The sequence below is a fragment of the Streptomyces sp. NPDC004609 genome (genome assembly GCF_042873655.1).
Lineage (GTDB): Bacteria > Actinomycetota > Actinomycetes > Streptomycetales > Streptomycetaceae > Streptomyces.
Window position 1 is genome coordinate 189,673 of record NZ_JBIALS010000008.1, and the last position, 17,735, is coordinate 207,407.

Here is a 17,735-nt window from a genome sequence, read left to right on the forward strand (position 1 = left end):
CTCTACTGCGCCGAACGGCCCAGAAACGTCACACCCCCTGACGGGCCGGGAGAAACGGCTGGTCAGGGGGTTGCGGTGCGCCGGGGGCGCAGTGGACCACTCAGGGGTTCGAGAGGCACGCGGCCCGGGTCCGGGGGTGGGCGGGGGTCCGGGGAGACCGGACGCGGGGTGGTGACGAAGGGAGCGGAGGCGGAGGGCGGAGATCGGCGGGCAGCGGGCTCGGGCGCTGCCGGACAGGGCCGCCGGGCCGCTACGCGGCCGGGAAGCCGTCCGCCGGGTGGGAGGAATCCCCGTAGTGGATCTGGCTGCTTCCACCGCTCTGGTTGCTGCCACCGCGGTTTCCGTTGGTGCCGTTGCCGGCATTGCCGTTGCCGTTGCCGTTGCCGCTGTTGTTGCTCTCGCTGGTGGCGTTGCCGCCGCCCTCCCCCTCCTTGTCCTTGTCCTTCTTCTCCTTCTTCTCCTTCTTCTCCGTGTCACCGTTGTCGCCGTCGCCGTCGGACTTGCGCAACAGCTTGTCGCAGAACTGGTCCACCCGGCTCTCGCCCTTGGCGGTGATCTCCAGGCGTCTGCGGCGCTCCGGATCGATGGTTCCGCTGCGGTACTCCCGGCAGGCGTCGAGCGTTTTCTGATGAAGCTCGGCCTTGCGCTGCTTCTTCTTGTCCTTGTTCTTCTTGTCCCTGCCGTTCTTCCCCTTGGGACCCGGGGGATCGGTGTCGCTGCCCTCGCTGCCGGGCCCCCCGCTCTGCGAAGGGATCGGCGGGGACGGGCCGACCGCGCCCGGCGGGGTCTCGGCGCGCCCCTGGGGCGATTCGGACGCCAGCGGGCCGGGAGGATTGGCCGAAACCGTGCTCCTGGGCCCCGGAGAGCCGCCGAAGGGCGAGGGCAGCAGCCCGCTGCCCGACGCGACCGCGACCCCGCCGAAGGCGAACCCGGCGACGACGGCCACCACGCCGAAGCGGACCGGCCGGCCCCAGCCCGAGGACGAGCGGCGCGCGGCGGCCAGCCGTACGATCCCGAGGTTCTGGCCCCCGGTGGCGCGGGCATCCGCGCGGGCCTTGCGGAAGGCGGCCGTCGCGGCGGCCTCACCGGGCATCTCGCCGTCGTCGGGGTAGCCGGGGAGACGGGGGCGCGCGACGCTGTGCAGCGCCCTGTTCAGTCGTGCGGCCTGGGTACGCGCGCGTTCATCGAGGGCTCCGACCGGCTCCCCGCGCAACAGACGTTCCGCTGTCTCCTTGTCGAGCCACTCGTACCGCTCGTCGGCCATCACATGTCCTTCTGCGTCCGCGGCCGGGAATGCGTCACACCGGCGGGTGCCGTCGCACCCGGCCCCGGACCGCGCTGTGGTGGTACGCCGTCCAGATCCGCGCCGTGCCCGGCGGGACCGGCGCCCGTGTCCGCCCCGTCGGCACGGCAGGGCCCCTGCGGGGTACCGGTGTCGTTCGCGTCCACCGGTCCGGCGCCGTCCGCACCGTACGCCCCCGGAGGCGGATACCCGTACCCGGGGCCGCCGGACCCGTCGGATCCATCGGCCGGATCGTCACCTTCCGGCCGCGAGCGGCCGTCCGGGCGGCGGTGTGCCGGCAGCGGCGGACTGGAACCCTCCGAATCATCGGCGCCCAGCAGCTCGGCGAGCCGCTTGAGTCCGCGATGGGCGGCGGTACGGACGGCTCCCGGCCGCTTGCCGAGGGTCTTGGCCGCGCTCTTGGCGTCCAGGCCGACCACCACACGGAGCACGACCGCCTCGGCCTGGTCCTGCGGCAGCCGGGCGATGAGCGCCATCGTGCTTCCGGTGGCCAGGGCCTCCATCGCCTCGTCGGCGGTGTCCGACTCGGCGGGCCTGCCGTTGAGTTCGGTCTCGTCCCCGCCGACGGCGGGGCGGCGCCCCCGCATCCGTATGTGGTCGAAGGCGCGGTTGCGGGCGATCCGCGCGGCCCAGCCGCGGAAGCGGTCCGCGTCTCCGCTGAACCGGTCGAGGTCGCGGGCTATCTGGAGCCACGCCTCCGAGGCGACGTCCTCGGCATCCGGCTCGCCGACGAGCGTCCTCACATAGCCGAGCAACCGCGGGTGCACCGCGCGGTACACAGTACGGAAGGCGCCTTCGTCCCCGTCCTGAGCCGCGAGCACCGCGGCGGTCAGCTCCGCGTCGTCCCCCAGCACTACCTCTACCTGTTCCGAATCGCAGCTGGTCACCACTGCAGTGGCCTGCGCCCGTCGTACGCGAGTCAGCACGCTACGTCGTTCCAAGGGGCTACGTCCATGGCTTGTACAACTTGCAACAATATGCCGACTCCGGGGGGTGTGACAGAAAACGCCCGCCCGGCGCTGAGTGGAGTACGGGGACGCACAGCGACCCCGTCGAAGGACGACCGAGGCCTCTCCTGTGGGGGGTGGCGGCCCCGGTCGTCCTTCCCTGTGCCGCCTCCGGCACCGCGTGAACCTCGGTGATGCCCCTCGCGTGATCACACGCGGGGCTCTTGCGCTTGCTTCTGACAACGGGGACGCACACTCCGGGATCTTCGTGCGAGACCAGGGACGGCCGAGAAGGCCGGGACACCTGGATGATTCGACACACCTGACACACCTGCAATACCTGACCCACCTGACATACCTGGGACATCTGACACATCCGCACCATCTGGACGGTCCGCGACACCCGACGGACCCTCCGCCGCCTCAGCGCTTCACACGGGCGCGCCGGGAGACGACCGCGCGCAGTACCCGCTGCCCCTCCGTGGACACGACCAGCGCCTGCCTCAGCCCGACACCGCCCTCGGTACCGGCGAGGATCTCCAGGACCCGGATCTGGCGCCGCAGCTCGCCGTTGACCAGGGGACCGGCGCCCTCGGACGCGCCCTCGCGGCAGCCCTTGAGCAGACCGGTGACATCGGCCGGCTCCCCCGCGCCGGCGGCGCGGGCGGGCGGGGCGGAGCGGGCGTCGAAGCGGTGGTGGAGTTCGAGCGCGGCCAGTGAGCACGCGTCCGCCCAGGCGCGCAGGACGCCGGCCGTCCACACGGGGGGCGCGGTGGCCAGCATCCGCCGCACCAGAACGACCCCTTCATCCCGCATGCCGCTTTCGCCTGACTCATCCTCTCGGCTCGTACTGCCACCTTCGCCCGGGACGGAGGGACTCATCAGCGGGTCCCTGATCTTCGCCAGGCCCGTGGACCAGTCCTCCGCACCCTTCGCAAGACCGGCCCACAGCGGGCGCAGCGCTTCGGCGTCGGACGAGATCAGCGGCAGACAGCGTTCCAGGCACGCGAGCCCGCTCGCGGCCAGGCCACGCTCATCCGCCTGCGCGATCCGTTCCCTCAGGCACTTCGACGTCACAGGACGCCTCCCATCGCGGACGCAGCATGTCACTCCCTGTGCGAACTACCGCGCCCCATGGCTCATTTACGGCAAACCCAAAGGCGCTTGGCGCAAAGTACCCCTTCCGGGGCATCGGCCGCCATGGGTTCCGCGGAGCCGGACGTCCTCGTATTCATTCATCAATCGAGCGCCGGTCGCACACACTTGCGCCACACCTCTGTTACATTCGGGCCACCCGGAACGTGGCTTGCGGAGCCCTTGTGGATCCGTTCGAGCCCCGGGCAGCGCGGTGTGAGCACGCACACCCCCGGGCGGGCTCACACCGCGACCTCCACCGGGCCCGCGGGTGCGCGCCCTCCGATCCGGCGCCGGAACGGGACAACGCGCGAGCCGGTGATTCCGGCACGCCACCCGCTCGCGGGAGCTCCGCGGCCGAAGACCGGGCGCGAGCGCCCGGACAGGGCGGCGGGACCAGAGGGAACCGGACGCCGCCGAGGCCGGTCGCCGCCGCAAAAATGACGCTGAAGTGCGGATTCGACGGGGTACCGCTCAGCCGCCCAGCCGGTTCGCCAGGTTCTCGAAGTCCTGCCAGCTCCTGGTGGGGGTGCGCGGGTCCCAGAGCTTCTGGGCCGTGGCGCGCAGGGGCAGGGCGATGCCCCGGGCGATCTCTTCCGGTGTCTGGGACTGCGCCAGATCGCACCAGATCGCGAAACTCCCGCCCAGGATCTGGGCCGAGTACTTCGCCGGGACCGGGCGCGTCCCCCGCAGCACCAGCGGTGTCCACTGCTCGTAGATGCGCTGCCCGGTCGGGTAGAAGAACTCGTTGGGCTCGCCCAGGACGTAGTACAGGTACTCGTCGTTGAAGTTCAGGACCTTGCGGCCCTCGGCGAGGTACTCCTCCGGCGGGCGCGCGCCGATCTCCTTGCCGGTCCAGTAGGCGACCGTGATGTCCTTGTCGACCGTGACGACACCGCCCCGGAAGAATCCGTCGTTCCACGCCCTGAGCTTTCTGCCCAGGGGGCGCAGCACGGCCGCGCGGTCGTTCACCCAGGCCGTGGCCAGGTCCTGGATCCGCCCCTCGGGGCCGTACTTCTGCCGGGCGAGGGCCGCGAGTTCCGGGAAGGACGCCTCGGGGTTCTTCCGGGTCAGCGCCTGGTACTCGTCACCTCCGAGGTGCCAGTACGCTCCGTCGAACAGATCCGCGTACTCCCGCAGCAGTTGGTCCACGAGCCGCGCGGAGGCGGGGTTGCCGATGTCGATGGCCCCGCTCACCGGATCGCCCTCCGCGTCCTTCAACTGGAGTTCCGGATGGGGGGCGAGGACGGCGCCGAGATGGCCGGGCGAGTCGATCTCGGGGACCACGGTGATGTGGAGGGAGTCGGCGAGGGCGAGGACGCGCCGGACCTCGGCCTTGGTCAGATGCTCGCGGGAGACCACCTCGGGGTGCGTCCGCGACTCGATACGGAAGCCCTGGTCGTCCGAGAAGTGCAGCCCCAGCTGGTTGAGCTTGAGGTCGGCCATCTCGCGCAGCCGGGCCTCCAGCCACGCGGCGGTGAAGTTCTTGCGGGCGGTGTCGACCATCAGTCCGCGCTGCGGGCGGCCGGGAGCGTCCCGTACGAGCCCTTCCGGCATCGCGCCGCCCGAGCGCACGGCCTGCTTGAGCGTGCGGGTGCCGTAGAAGACGCCCGCCTCGGCGGGGCCGGAAATGACGACCCGGCCGCCGGAGGTGCGGACGGTGTACGACTCGGGGCCGCCCTTCCGGGCGGTGTCGAGGGCCAGCTCCACATCGCCCGCGCGGGCGGGGACCACGCCCCGGTAGACGGTCTTCAGCTCCCCGGCGAGCAGCCTGCCCTCGTCCGCGAGGGCCTCGCTGCCGCGGGCGACGACGACCCCGGTCCCGGGCCCCGGCCGCCAGCCGGGGCCGCGGGCGGGTTCATGGGTGCGTACGGCGGGGATGGTCGCGGGCGCGGTGGAGAGGGGGTACGTCGCGGAGGCCGAGGGTGCGGTGGAGCGGGGGGCGGAGGTGCCGGCCGACGGGGTGGTGCCCATGACGGAAACGGACTCCGTCCCGGAACCAGAGGAGCACCCGCCCAGGCCCGCGGCCAACACGGTCGCCAAGGCGGCGACCGCACTGCGGCGCCCGGACAGCGGCACCCGCCGACCGCGGAAACCCGCCCCGGAACCCACGACACGCCCGAACCCGCCCCCGGCCCCCCGACCGGCCCCTGTCGGCGCTCCGAAGCCAGAACCGGAACCCGTACCGGAGTGGGGTCCGGAACCCGCGACACGCCCGGAGCCGGAATCGGGCCCGTCCAGTCGACCCCACGCTGAGTGGCGCATCACGTACATACCTCCGCGTTTGGCGTAAATTCTGCTAAATGCCCCTCAAGTCGTCTATCACATGAGCTGAAACTCTCCCGTCCGGGTGAAAATCGCGCATCCGTCGGACAGCCCCTCGCGCACGTCGATAGCGTGATGTCTCACCCACCTCTCCCTTCCCAGCGGTACCGCTGTTCTGTTTTCGAGGAGCCCACGCTGTCCCGCGATTCCCCCGACGGCCTCCCGAAGCGACCGCCGGCACTCCACCACCAGGGCCATGCCGCCCGCCCGGCCGCGTTACCTTCACAGCCTCGGGCCCAGGAAGGACCGCGGCCACCGGTGCGGCGCACTGGAGTGGCGGCCGGGCTGGAGCGCTTCAACGACGCGCCCAGGGAGAGCGCCGTCGCGACCCTGCTGGCCTGCTGCGGCAGCCTCCGCTGGGCCCAGCGGGTGGCCGCCCACCGGCCGTACCCGGATCTCGGCTCCCTGCTCGCCGCCGCCGACGAGGCCGCCTACGACCTCTCCCCCGCCGATCTGGGCGAGGCGCTGGCCGATGAGTACCCGGCCGGGGCGCAGGCGGACGCGCCCCAGGCCGCCCACACCGCGCTCGCCGCCGCCCACGCCGCGTACGAGAGCCGTTTCGGCCACTCGTTCGTGATCTGCCTGGACGCCTACCGGCCGGACGAGTACCTCGACCAGATCCTCGCGGGCATCCGCACCCGGCTGGCACACGATCCCGACGACGAGCGGGCCGTCTCCGCCGAGGAGCTGCGCGGACTCGCCCGCTCGCGGCTCACGCACGCGGTCGCCGGACACCCGGAGTCGGGCATCGCCGGCACGCCCCGCTGACCGTTCCCGGCGGGCCGTTCCCGCAGGCCGGGCCGGGGCAGGCGGGGCGCACGCACGGGTCCCCGCGCGGCGGGCGGCGGGCCCGGCGCGGCGCCCCCCGCACCCCCGGGCCGATACGAACGGGTGAACGGTAACCGGCCAACTTTCCGCAGGACCGATTCGGCTGGTCCGAGGGGTTCCCGATAGCCCGTCCGAGGCTGTTTGATTGCCTGTTTGATCACACCTATGGACCCCGCGCGAACGAACCGACAACTCGTCGCTACGATGGCCGGGGCCGGTGGACCGTACCCGGCCGGGCCAGACCGACCCCCCAAGCCGGCCGGCCCCAGTCCCCGCTCCCGGAGGGTCATCCGTGCCGGCTGGAACGCTGTACCGCGGCCGGGAAGGAATGTGGTCCTGGGTGGCTCATCGAGTCACCGGCGTCCTCATCTTCTTCTTCCTGTTCGTCCATGTGCTGGACACCGCTCTTGTCCGCGTCTCACCCGAGGACTACGACAAGGTCGTAGCCGTCTACAAGACGCCGATCGTCGCGCTTCTCGAATACGGCCTGGTGGCCGCGATTCTCTTCCACGCCCTGAACGGCCTGCGGGTCATCGCGGTGGACTTCTGGTCCAAGGGCCCGCGCTACCAGAAGCAGATGCTCTGGTCCGTGATGGGAATCTGGATCGTGCTGATGGCGGGTGCGCTCTACCCCGTCCTCGGACACGCCTTTCGTGAAGTCTTCGGGAGCTGACGCCGGACATGTCTGCTGACACCTCTTCCGCGATCGGTCCCGTCGAGAGCGGCACACGCTACGACGCCGACAACCCGGCCCCTCTGATCGAGGCCCCCCGCAAGCGCACCGGGAGGACCCCGCGCTCCACCCGCGGCAACTTCGAGATGGCCGCCTGGCTCTTCATGCGCCTGTCCGGCGTGGTGCTGGTGGTCCTGGTGCTGGGCCATCTGCTGATCCAGCTGGTGCTGGACGGCGGCGTCTCCAAGATCGGCTTCGCGTTCGTCGCGGGCCGCTGGGCGTCCCCGTTCTGGCAGGTCTGGGATCTGCTGATGCTCTGGCTCGCGATGCTGCACGGCGCCAACGGCCTGCGTACCGTCATCAACGACTACGCCGAGCGCCCGAACACGCGCCTGTGGCTCAAGGGCCTGCTGTACACCGCCACGGTGTTCACCATCCTGCTGGGCACGCTGGTGATCTTCACCTTCGACCCGAACATCCGCTAGAGCCGGGGCTGACGACACCTCATGAAGATCCACAAGTACGACACCGTCATCGTCGGCGCCGGCGGCGCGGGCATGCGCGCGGCCATCGAGGCCACCAAGCGCAGCCGTACCGCGGTGCTGACGAAGCTCTACCCCACCCGCTCCCACACGGGCGCGGCGCAGGGCGGCATGGCCGCCGCGCTCGCCAATGTGGAGGAGGACAACTGGGAGTGGCACACCTTCGACACCATCAAGGGCGGTGACTACCTGGTCGACCAGGACGCCGCCGAGATCCTGGCGAAGGAGGCCATCGACGCCGTCCTCGACCTGGAGAAGATGGGCCTGCCGTTCAACCGGACCCCGAACGGCACCATCGACCAGCGCCGGTTCGGCGGGCACTCCCGCAACCACGGCGAGGCCCCGGTCCGCCGGTCCTGCTACGCCGCGGACCGCACCGGTCACATGATCCTCCAGACGCTGTACCAGAACTGCGTGAAGGAGGGCGTGGAGTTCTTCAACGAGTTCTACGTCCTGGACCAGCTGATCACCGAGGTCGACGGCGTCAAGACGTCGGCCGGGGTGGTCGCGTACGAGCTGGCGACCGGCGAGATCCACATCTTCCAGGCGAAGGCCGTGATCTACGCCTCCGGCGGCACCGGCAAGTTCTTCAAGGTGACCTCCAACGCGCACACGCTGACCGGCGACGGCCAGGCGGCCTGCTACCGGCGCGGGCTGCCGCTGGAGGACATGGAGTTCTTCCAGTTCCACCCGACGGGCATCTGGCGCATGGGCATCCTGCTCACGGAGGGCGCCCGCGGTGAGGGCGGCATCCTGCGCAACAAGGACGGCGAGCGCTTCATGGAGAAGTACGCCCCCGTCATGAAGGACCTGGCCTCGCGTGACGTCGTCTCCCGGTCGATCTACACCGAGATCCGGGAGGGGCGCGGCTGCGGCCCCGAGGGCGACCACGTCTATCTCGACCTGACCCACCTGCCGCCGGAGCAGCTGGACGCGAAGCTCCCGGACATCACCGAGTTCGCGCGCACCTACCTCGGCATCGAGCCCTACACGGACCCGATCCCGATCCAGCCGACCGCGCACTACGCCATGGGCGGCATCCCGACGAACGTCGAGGGCGAGGTCCTGGCGGACAACACCACCGTCGTCCCGGGTCTGTACGCGGCGGGCGAGGTCGCCTGCGTGTCCGTGCACGGCGCGAACCGGCTGGGCACCAACTCGCTGCTCGACATCAACGTCTTCGGCCGCCGCTCCGGTATCGCCGCCGCGCGGTACGCCGCGGACCACGACTACGCGGAGCTGCCGGACGACCCCGCCTCCCTGGTGCGGGAGCAGGTCGAGCGGCTGCGCAACTCCACGGGCAACGAGCGGGTCGCGGACATCCGCCGTGAGCTGCAGGAGACCATGGACGCCAATGTCATGGTGTTCCGCACCGAGCAGACCATCAAGTCGGCCGTCGAGAAGATCGGTGAGCTGCGCGACCGCTACACGCGCGTGTCCGTCCAGGACAAGGGCAAGCGGTTCAACACGGATCTGCTGGAGGCGATCGAGCTGGGCAATCTGCTCGATCTGGCCGAGGTCATGGCCGTCTCCGCGCTGGCCCGCAAGGAATCCCGCGGCGGTCACTACCGCGAGGACTACCCGAACCGCGACGACGTCAACTTCATGCGCCACACCATGGCGTACCGCGAGGTGGGCGACGACGGCTCCGAGTCGATCCGGCTCGACTACAAGCCGGTCGTCCAGACCCGCTACCAGCCGATGGAGCGTAAGTACTGATGGCCACACCAGTCATGGACAAGGTCGAGGCGGAGTCGGCCGCGTCGCCGTACATCACGGTCACCTTCCGGATCCGGCGCTTCAACCCGGAGGTGTCGGAGCACGCGGTCTGGGAGGACTTCCAGATCGAGATCGACCCGAAGGAGCGGGTGCTCGACGGTCTTCACAAGATCAAGTGGGACGTCGACGGCACCCTGACCTTCCGGCGGTCGTGCGCGCACGGCATCTGCGGCTCCGACGCGATGCGGATCAACGGCAGGAACCGGCTCGCCTGCAAGACGCTGATCAAGGACCTCAACCCGGAGAAGCCGATCACGGTCGAGGCCATCAAGGGCCTGACGGTCCTCAAGGACCTGGTCGTGGACATGGAGCCGTTCTTCCAGGCGTACCGGGACGTCATGCCGTTCCTGGTCACCACGGGGAACGAGCCGACGCGTGAGCGCCTCCAGAGCGCCGAGGACCGTGAGCGCTTCGACGACACCACCAAGTGCATCCTGTGCGCCGCGTGCACCTCGTCGTGCCCGGTGTTCTGGAACGACGGGCAGTACTTCGGCCCGGCGGCGATCGTCAACGCGCACCGCTTCATCTTCGACTCGCGTGACGAGGCCGGGGAGCAGCGGCTGGAGATCCTGAACGACAAGGACGGCGTGTGGCGTTGCCGTACGACGTTCAACTGCACGGACGCCTGCCCGCGCGGTATCGAGGTCACCAAGGCGATCCAGGAAGTGAAGCGCGCCCTGATCACGCGCCGTTTCTGACGGTCCGCCGCGTTCGGGCGGCGGTGCGTACGGAGGGCTCCGCGTCCCGGCAGGGAGGCGGGGCCCTCCGGCGTGTCCGGGGCCCGTGGGGCACTCCCGCGGGTCCGGAGCGCGGTCGGGGGCTGCCGCGGACGGGCGGGGCGGAGGGCCGGGGACGGGTGGCCGAGGCCGGGAGCGTTCCCGGTGCGCCTCGGTCGCGGGGCGGGGGCGCGGAGCCTATGAATCGGGACGTATCACCGGGCGGGGTTCTCCTGCCCAGGCGATACCTGGCAGGATCGAGGGGCCTCTGAGTTGACGCAGTGGAAAGCGGGGAGCCTGAGATGACCGAGCCCAATCCGTACGCGGCCGATGGACAGCCCGAGTACCAGTGGGGTCCGGACACGCCTCCCGGGACTCCGGCCTACGGCTACCCCGCGCCGGGGTACGGATATCCGCACGGCGCTCCCGGGCAGACCCAGCCGGCGGGCGTCCCGGTGCCGATGCACACTCCTCCGCCCGGCGGCGGCGGTGTGCCGCTGGTGTCGATCGGGGACATCACCGTGCTCCAGGACACGATCGTCACCCCGGCGGGGACGATGCCGCTCAAGGGCGCGGTGTGGAACGCGACGGACATGTCGCGGTACGAGGAGAAGATCCCCACCCACGCGATCGTGCTCGCGATCGTCTTCTTCATCTTCTGTCTGCTGGGACTGCTGTTCCTGCTGATGAAGGAGAAGGTGACGACGGGCTTCATCCAGGTCACCGTCACCAGCGGCGGACGGCACCACTCGACGATGATCCCGGCGCAGAGCCCCATGACCTTCCAGCAGGTCATGGGACAGGTCAACTACGCGCGGTCGATCAGCGCGATGTGACACGGCGTCGGCCCGCCCGTCTGCCCCCGGGGGGCTCGGGCGGGCCGTACGCGCCCGCCCGCCGAGTCCGGCCCGCGGGCGTGGCGGGCCGACCTGCACGGCTGCCGCCCGCGTGGCGGGCCGCCGGGCCGGGCGGTTCGGCCGCACGGCCGGAGCGCGCCGGGCCGCCGGGAACGCCCGGGCGGCCGGGAAGCAAGCTCGCCTGCGGGCGCGCGGAGGGCGCCGGCCGCCTCCGTACCGGAAGTTCAGCCGGCCGCCGATGAGGCCAGGAAAGCGGTCAGCAGGCGGGTGATCTCCGCCGGGCGCTCCAGGCTCGGCAGATGCCCCGCCCACGCCTGTTCCTCGTGGCGGGCCCCGGGCAGCAGGGCCGCCAGCCGGGCGGCGGACCGCCGGAACTCGGGCATGTCGTGCGCGCCGGAGAGGACGAGCGCCGGGACGCGTGCCGTGGCGAGCGCGTCCGGGTCGAAGTCCCGTGCCCCGCTGTGCTCGTCGGCCGCGGCCAGGGCGTGTTTCGAAAGTAGCGCCGTCCGCCCGGAGGGCGGGGCCTGCGGCGTCCGGTGCGTGCAATCGCAAGGCGGAGGGTCGCCCTCGTACTGGACGTACTTGGGGGATTCCGACAACGCAGCGAGTGTGCGTGCTGGGCGTCGCAGGCCAGGCGGGACTTTCGATACACGCCCTAGCTGCACCTCGTACGCGTGCAGCTGCATCTCCGCCACGGCGGCGAGGGTCGCGGCGTCGGCCTCGGGGCCGAGCCAGGTGCGGGCGGACAGCTCCGCCGCGCCCCGCACGTCGTCCCGCTCGACGAGTTCCACCTCGCGCCGCTCGTAGGCGGCGGTCTCCTCGCTCTCCCCCTGGTCGGGCAGGCCCGCGCAGAGCAGCGCCAGCGCGGTGATCCGGTGCGGCTCGCGCGCGGCGATCTCCAGGGCGATCCGGCCGCCGTACGAGGCCCCGACCAGGGCGGCCCGCTCGATCCCCAGCGTGTCCATCAGGGCGAGCACATCGCCGGCGTCGCTGTAGGCGCCGCCGGCGGACGGTGTGGAGCCGTAACTCCTGAAGTCGGCGCGCACCACACGGAGTCCCGCGTCGGCCAGCGGCCGCCACTGCGGCTCCCACATCCGGCGGTCGCAGACGGTGGAGTGCAGCAGGACGACGTCGGGTCCGGTTCCGGTCATGTCATGGGCAAGGATCACCGGCCGACCCTACGGCCTGCCGCGCCCTGTGGGCTCCCGGGTTTCCCCCGGCGCGGGCCGCCTCCCCAACCCCCGTTCCGGAAGCCACAATTCCGCGTTGAACATGTTCAAAAACAGCGCTACATTCTTCCCGTCGGATCTTTTGAACACGTTCAGAAAGGTCGGGGGAATGGATCTCACTGTTCTCGGGTACGTCATCTACCTGCTGATCAGCGTGGCGTTGACCGTCTGGGTGGCCCGCACGCTGAGCCGCAACGGCCGGATCTTCCTGTCGGATGTGCTGCAGGGCAACGAGAAGCTGGCCGACGCCGTGAACCACCTGCTGGTGGTCGGCTTCTATCTGGTGAACCTGGGCTTCGTGGCCCTCTACCTCCGGGTCGCGGACAGCGTGAAGGACACCCGGGGCCTCTTCGACGCCCTCTCGGTGAAGCTGGGCGTGGTGCTGCTCGTCCTCGGGCTGATGCACCTCACCAACGTCTATGTGCTCAACAAGATCCGCAGGCGCGGTGTGATGGAGCGCGAGCAGGTTCCCCCGGTGGGCCCGCAGGGCTGGACCCCTCCCGCCGGCACCGGATCGTGGAGCCCGCCGGGCTCGCCGCCGGCGGCACCTCCGGCCGGAGCGTGAGCGGCCGTGGCCGCCGCCGTCCGCCGTCGGGGCACCCCGGTCACCCGGCTCACCGTCCTCTACGACGCGGGGTGCTCCCTCTGCGTCCATCTGCGGCACTGGCTCACCCGCCAGCGCCAGCTCGTCCCCCTGGATCTGGTCCCCGCGGGGTCGGACGAGGCACGGCGCCGGTATCCGGGCCTCGACCACACCCGTACGCTCAGGGAGATCACCGTCATCGGGGACGGGGGACAGATCTTCGCCGGGGCCGCCGCCTGGATCGTGTGCCTGTGGGCGCTCGCCGAGCACCGCCCCAAGGCGCACTGGCTCTCCACCCCGTCCGGCGCCCCCTTCGTCCGCGTCACGATGCTGGCCGCGGCGAAGTACCGGGACGCCACCTCGTCGGGGACGGAGGCCGGTCCGCCCTGTGACGACCAGTGCGCCGTACCCGGTTAGGCTCGGTCACCGTGACGGACGCGAAGGCCCCCGCAGATGTGAACTCCCGCAAGAGTGCCCCCAAGAGCGCCCCCAAGAGCGAGCAGACCCGCACGCTCATCCTCGAAACGGCGCTCCGGCTGTTCCAGGAGCGCGGCTACGACAGGACGACCATGCGGGCCATCGCCAAGGAGGCGGGGGTCTCCGTGGGGAACGCGTACTACTACTTCGCCTCCAAGGAGCATCTCGTCCAGGGGTTCTACGACCGGATCGCCGCCGAGCACCGGGCGGCGGTCCGGCCCCTCCTGGCGACGGAGACCGATCTCGGGACCCGGCTGGCGGGAGTGCTCGGCGCCTGGCTGGACATCGCCGAGCCCTACCACGAGTTCGCGGCCCAGTTCTTCAAGAACGCGGCCGACCCGGAGAGCCCCCTCAGCCCCTTCTCGGCCGAGTCGGAGCCCGCCCGCGAGGAGGCGATCCGGGTCCACCGGGAGGTCCTGTCCGGGACGAAGACCAAGGTCCCGGAGGAGTTGGCGGACTCCCTCCCGGAGCTGATGTGGCTCTCCCAGATGGGGCTGGTCCTCTACTGGGTCTTCGACCGCTCCGAGGGCCGTCAGCGCAGCAGGAGACTCGCCGAGCAGGGCGCCCGGCTGACCACCCGGGGCATCGTCCTCTCCCGGTTCCGGGTACTGCGCCCGCTGGTCGGCGATGTGCACGAGCTGCTCACGGACCTGCTGCCGGGGATGGCCGGGACGGTCGCCGCGCGGAAGTCCGCCGCGGCACGCAAGCCGCCCGCCGCGCGCGGGAAGCCCGCGGCCGGCATACGGAAGGGGCGGACCGCCCCTGAACCCGCGTCGCCCTCCGCATCCGAGGACTGAGGGCTGTCGGGCGCGGTACTCCCCGGTCCCGCGCGGTGCTCCCCGGGTGTTCCCCCCGGAGAAGGTCTCCGGGGGAACACCGCGCGCACCGGACCGGGCGCCCCGACCCGGCCGGGCGACCGGGAGGGCTCAGCGTCCGGCGCCGACCTCCGTCAGGACCACGTCGTGGACCAGCGGTTCGGCGCCGACGACGATGTGCCGTGACCAGAGTGACTGCGCCCCGGCAGCGGTCAGCAGATACGCGCCGGCAGCCGGCGCCGACAGGATGTACGAGCCGTCCGCCAGCGAGGCGACCCGGTCGACCGTACGGCCCTCCGGCGAGACCAGCGAGAGCTCCGCCTCCCCGACCGGCTCGCCCTCCGGCGTACGGACGAAACCGTGGACGACCGATCCGCTCGGACCGTTCGGCACCGCGGACTTCACCGTGGTCACTCCCGCCGGAGCCTCCACGGGCCGCTCCGGGGGCTCGACCGCCAGATGCGGCAGGCGCTTCTCCAGGCCCGCGGGCAGCCACCAGTTGGACTTCCCCAGCAGATACATCAGCGCGGGCACCAGCGCCGTACGCAGGATGAACGCGTCCAGGGCCACCGCTCCGGCCAGACCGAGGCCCGCCATCGCGCCCTCCATGTCACCGCTGAGGATGAACGCGGCGAACACGCAGATCATGATGAGGGCGGCGGAGTTGATGACCCGGCTGGTCTCGGTGAGACCGACCCGTACCGCACGCGCGTTGTCCTTGGTGTTCACCCACTCCTCGTGCATCCGGCTCACCAGGAAGACCTGGTAGTCCATGGAGAGCCCGAAGAGCAGGGACAGCATGATGACCGGCAGGAACGCGGTGATCGGGCCCTCCTTGCCGATGCCGAGCGCCTCCGTCCCCCAGCCCCACTGGAAGACCGCCACCAGCAGCCCGAAGGACGCGGCGGCGGCGATCAGATTCATCAGCGCGGCCGTCAGCGGCACCACCAGCGAGCGGAACGCGACCATCAGGAGCAGGAATCCCAGCACGATGATCGCCGCCACGAAGTACGGCAGCCGGTCACCGGTGACCTGGGCGAAGTCCTTGAAGACGGCGGTGATCCCGCCGACGTGGACCGTCTCGCCGGACTCCTTGATGTCGGCGCGCAGGGTGTCGATGAGCCGGTCCGTCTCCACGGACTGCGGCGAGGTCGTCGGGACGACCTGGACCACCGAGACGTCGGAGCCCGGCGGCATGGGCAACGCGACGACCCGGGCGACCCCGTCGGTCTGGCGCACCCGCTCCACCAGCTCCCGTACGGCCTCCGGCTCCGTGCCGTCGGCGACCAGCTGGAGCGGCCCGTTGAAGCCGGGCCCGAAGCCGTCGGCGAGCAGGTCGTACGCCTGCCGGGTGGTGGAGTCCTCGGGGTGGTTGCCCTGGTCGGTCGTGCCCAGCCGCAGCGACAGCACCGGGATCGCGAGGGCCACCATCACCACCAGCGCGATCAGCCCGACGGCCCTGGGCCGCCGCTCCACGACCCTCGCCCAGCGGGCGGCGGCGCCGTCCGGCTCCGCGGTCCGCGGGCCCTGCTCGGCGAGCCGGCGCCGCTGCCGCCTGCTGAGCACCCGCGTCCCCAGGATCCCGAGCAGCGCGGGCAGCAGTGTCACGGCGGCCAGCACGCTCAGGACGACGGTGAGGGAGGTGGCGAGCGCGACACCGTTGAGGAAGCGCATGTTCATCACGAGCATCCCGGCGAGCGCGATACACACCGTGGCGCCCGCGAACAGGACCGCGCGGCCGGAGGTGTTGAGCGCGGTGACCGCGGACTGTTCCGGGTCGACGCCCCGCAGCAGCCCCTTGCGGTGCCGGGTGACGATGAACAGCGCGTAGTCGATACCGACCCCGAGGCCGACCAGGGTGCCGAGCACCGGCGCGACCTCGGGCACATCGGTGACATGGCCGAGCAGGTTCGCCGTCAGCGTGCCGGTGCCCACCGCGAAGACGGCGATCACCAGCGGCAGCAGCATCGCGTAGAGCGAGCCGAAGGCGACGAGGAGCACGATCCCGGCGGCGACGATGCCGACGAGTTCAGCGGTACCCTCCGCGGGCTCGTTGGCGAAGACGATCGCCTGCCCGCCCAGCTCCACCTGGACGCCGTCCCCCCGGGCGTCCTCGGCCGTCCGCACGACGTCCTTGACCAGGTCCTTGGAGATCGCGTCGGCCTGCTCGGTGAAGACGACCCGCGCATAGGCGATCCGCCCGTCCTCGCTGATCTGCGCCGCGCCCTGCGGGGAGTACGGGCTCGCGACCTCCCCGACGCCCTTCATGGCCGCGATCTTCTCCAGCGCCCCCTCCAGCCGTTCCCTGACGGCGGGGTCGCGCACCGTGCCGTCCGAGGCCCGCCACACCACCGTGTTCTCGTCACCGGAGCGCTCGGGGAAGGCCGCGGTCATCAGATCGGTCGCGCGCCGGGAGTCGGTGTCCGGGAGGCTGAAGATGCTGGAGTACTCGGTGCCCGCCACACTTGCGGCCGCACCCAGACCGAACAGCGCGCCCACCCACAACAGCAGAACCGCCCACTTGCGCCGATAGCACCACCGTGCCCATGCCTCCACGATCCCTGCCCCTTCGTCGTCCGGTCTTCCCGTGTCCCCCGGGCCGGGCTTCAGCATCGGGCGGGAACCGGCCGGGCGGCGGGCCGCGGCCATGACTCTCAAGGAACTCCCAGACAGCGGCCCCCCTCACCGGCGCCCGGTGCGCGGATACTGAGTCCACTGACGAAGGGGGCTTCGGTCATGGACCACGAGGGAGCGACCGTCCTGGTCGTCGAGGACGAGCCGAGCATCGCGGACGTCCTCACCATCGCCCTGCGCCACCACCGGTTCGAGGTGATGGCCGCGGGGAGCGTACGGCAGGCACAGCGGCTGTCCGAGCGGACCCGGCCCGATGTGGCGCTGCTCGATGTGATGCTCCCGGACGGCGACGGCCGGGTGCTCGGCCGTGAGCTGCGCGACCGGCACCCGCAGACGGCGGTCGTCTTCGTCACCGCGCGCGACGCCCCGGCGGAGATCGTGGGCGCGCTGGGCTTCGGCGACGACTACATCACCAAGCCGTTCAACGTCGACGAGGTGGTGGCGCGGATCACCGCCGTGCTGCGCCGGACCCGGCCCGCCGATGTGCTGCCCGTACGGCCGCCGCTGCGGTACGGGGACCTGGAGCTGGACGAGACGACGTACGCGGTACGGCGCGCGGGCCACACGGTCCAGCTCACCCCGACCGAGTACGCGCTGCTGCGGTTCCTCGTGCGCAACGAGGGGCGGGTGGTGCCCAAGGAACAGTTGCTGCGGCATGTGTGGCAGTACGAGCACCAGGCGGAGTCCACCGTGGTGGAGACCTACATCAGCTATCTGCGGCGCAAGCTGGACCCGCTGGGGCCACCGCTGATCACCACGCGCCGGGGCGTCGGATACGGGCTCGTATGACGGCGCGCGAGACGGCGGAGCCGGGCCGCGGGAAGACACGGACCGGCCGCGAGAAGGTACGGACCGGTCGCGGGAGGGCCGGGACCGGCTACGAGCAGGGACGG

General features: G+C 71.3%; 16 protein-coding genes. 10 read left to right on the forward strand and 6 right to left on the reverse strand.

Translation table 11 applies throughout. From position 1 onward, the window contains the following. Positions 1 to 250 precede the first annotated feature (250 nt). The 4 genes from ACFYT4_RS11195 to ACFYT4_RS11210 form a co-directional block, all read right to left on the reverse strand. Complete coding sequence (locus ACFYT4_RS11195) at positions 251 to 1,264, reverse strand: hypothetical protein (protein ID WP_389267283.1); 1,014 nt, start codon at positions 1,262 to 1,264, stop codon at positions 251 to 253. Next, on the reverse strand, positions 1,264 to 2,157 hold the full coding sequence (locus ACFYT4_RS11200; protein WP_389267369.1) for an RNA polymerase sigma factor: 894 nt from the start codon (positions 2,155 to 2,157) through the stop codon (positions 1,264 to 1,266). Before ACFYT4_RS11200 ends, ACFYT4_RS11195 begins: the two co-directional genes overlap by 1 nt. Positions 2,158 to 2,673: 516 nt before the next feature. Beyond that, complete coding sequence (locus ACFYT4_RS11205) at positions 2,674 to 3,327, reverse strand: hypothetical protein (RefSeq protein WP_389267284.1); 654 nt, start codon at positions 3,325 to 3,327, stop codon at positions 2,674 to 2,676. Between the two features lie 531 nt (positions 3,328 to 3,858). Next, positions 3,859 to 5,358: a glycoside hydrolase family 20 protein gene (locus tag ACFYT4_RS11210; RefSeq protein WP_389267285.1), complete on the reverse strand. Its 1,500-nt coding sequence runs from the start codon at positions 5,356 to 5,358 to the stop codon at positions 3,859 to 3,861. A gap of 609 nt (positions 5,359 to 5,967) precedes the next feature. Between ACFYT4_RS11210 and ACFYT4_RS11215 the strand changes: the two genes are divergently transcribed. The 6 genes from ACFYT4_RS11215 (at position 5,968) to ACFYT4_RS11240 (ending at position 11,083) form a co-directional block, all read left to right on the forward strand. Continuing rightward, positions 5,968 to 6,477 carry a 2-oxo-4-hydroxy-4-carboxy-5-ureidoimidazoline decarboxylase gene (locus ACFYT4_RS11215; RefSeq protein WP_389267286.1) on the forward strand — a complete coding sequence of 170 codons (510 nt, stop codon included), beginning with the start codon at positions 5,968 to 5,970 and terminating at the stop codon, positions 6,475 to 6,477. A gap of 352 nt (positions 6,478 to 6,829) precedes the next feature. Then, positions 6,830 to 7,210, forward strand: a complete 381-nt coding sequence (sdhC, locus tag ACFYT4_RS11220) for a succinate dehydrogenase, cytochrome b556 subunit (RefSeq protein ID WP_389267287.1) — start codon at positions 6,830 to 6,832, stop codon at positions 7,208 to 7,210. Positions 7,211 to 7,218: 8 nt separating this feature from the next. Continuing rightward, entirely contained in the window at positions 7,219 to 7,695 is a 477-nt protein-coding gene (locus ACFYT4_RS11225; protein ID WP_389267288.1) for a succinate dehydrogenase hydrophobic membrane anchor subunit, read from the forward strand. Between the two features lie 21 nt (positions 7,696 to 7,716). Further along, complete coding sequence (gene sdhA, locus ACFYT4_RS11230; protein WP_389267289.1) at positions 7,717 to 9,471, forward strand: succinate dehydrogenase flavoprotein subunit; 1,755 nt, start codon at positions 7,717 to 7,719, stop codon at positions 9,469 to 9,471. Continuing rightward, entirely contained in the window at positions 9,471 to 10,229 is a 759-nt protein-coding gene (locus tag ACFYT4_RS11235) for a succinate dehydrogenase iron-sulfur subunit (protein WP_389267290.1), read from the forward strand. Before sdhA ends, ACFYT4_RS11235 begins: the two co-directional genes overlap by 1 nt. 320 nt (positions 10,230 to 10,549) lie before the next feature. Further along, positions 10,550 to 11,083, forward strand: a complete 534-nt coding sequence (locus ACFYT4_RS11240; protein ID WP_389267291.1) for a hypothetical protein — start codon at positions 10,550 to 10,552, stop codon at positions 11,081 to 11,083. A gap of 245 nt (positions 11,084 to 11,328) precedes the next feature. Here ACFYT4_RS11240 and ACFYT4_RS11245 read toward each other — a convergent pair whose 3' ends face one another. Beyond that, on the reverse strand, positions 11,329 to 12,273 hold the full coding sequence (locus ACFYT4_RS11245; protein ID WP_389267292.1) for an alpha/beta fold hydrolase: 945 nt from the start codon (positions 12,271 to 12,273) through the stop codon (positions 11,329 to 11,331). Between the two features lie 169 nt (positions 12,274 to 12,442). On the opposite strand from ACFYT4_RS11245, the gene ACFYT4_RS11250 reads away from it, so the two are divergent. The 3 genes from ACFYT4_RS11250 to ACFYT4_RS11260 are packed head-to-tail and all read left to right on the forward strand — an operon-like array spanning position 12,443 to position 14,190. Further along, positions 12,443 to 12,898 (forward strand): hypothetical protein, encoded by a 456-nt coding sequence (locus ACFYT4_RS11250; RefSeq protein ID WP_389267293.1) that lies wholly within the window; start codon positions 12,443 to 12,445, stop codon positions 12,896 to 12,898. Between the two features lie 6 nt (positions 12,899 to 12,904). Further along, complete coding sequence (locus ACFYT4_RS11255) at positions 12,905 to 13,333, forward strand: thiol-disulfide oxidoreductase DCC family protein (protein ID WP_389267294.1); 429 nt, start codon at positions 12,905 to 12,907, stop codon at positions 13,331 to 13,333. Positions 13,334 to 13,344: 11 nt separating this feature from the next. Beyond that, positions 13,345 to 14,190 (forward strand): TetR family transcriptional regulator, encoded by an 846-nt coding sequence (locus tag ACFYT4_RS11260; protein ID WP_389267295.1) that lies wholly within the window; start codon positions 13,345 to 13,347, stop codon positions 14,188 to 14,190. A 129-nt stretch (positions 14,191 to 14,319) separates the two neighbouring features. On the opposite strand, the gene ACFYT4_RS11265 is transcribed toward ACFYT4_RS11260, so the two are convergent. Then, entirely contained in the window at positions 14,320 to 16,821 is a 2,502-nt protein-coding gene (locus ACFYT4_RS11265) for an MMPL family transporter (protein WP_389267370.1), read from the reverse strand. 123 nt (positions 16,822 to 16,944) lie between these two features. On the opposite strand from ACFYT4_RS11265, the gene ACFYT4_RS11270 reads away from it, so the two are divergent. Continuing rightward, positions 16,945 to 17,631 carry a response regulator transcription factor gene (locus ACFYT4_RS11270; RefSeq protein ID WP_389267296.1) on the forward strand — a complete coding sequence of 229 codons (687 nt, stop codon included), beginning with the start codon at positions 16,945 to 16,947 and terminating at the stop codon, positions 17,629 to 17,631. Positions 17,632 to 17,735: the final 104 nt, after the last annotated feature.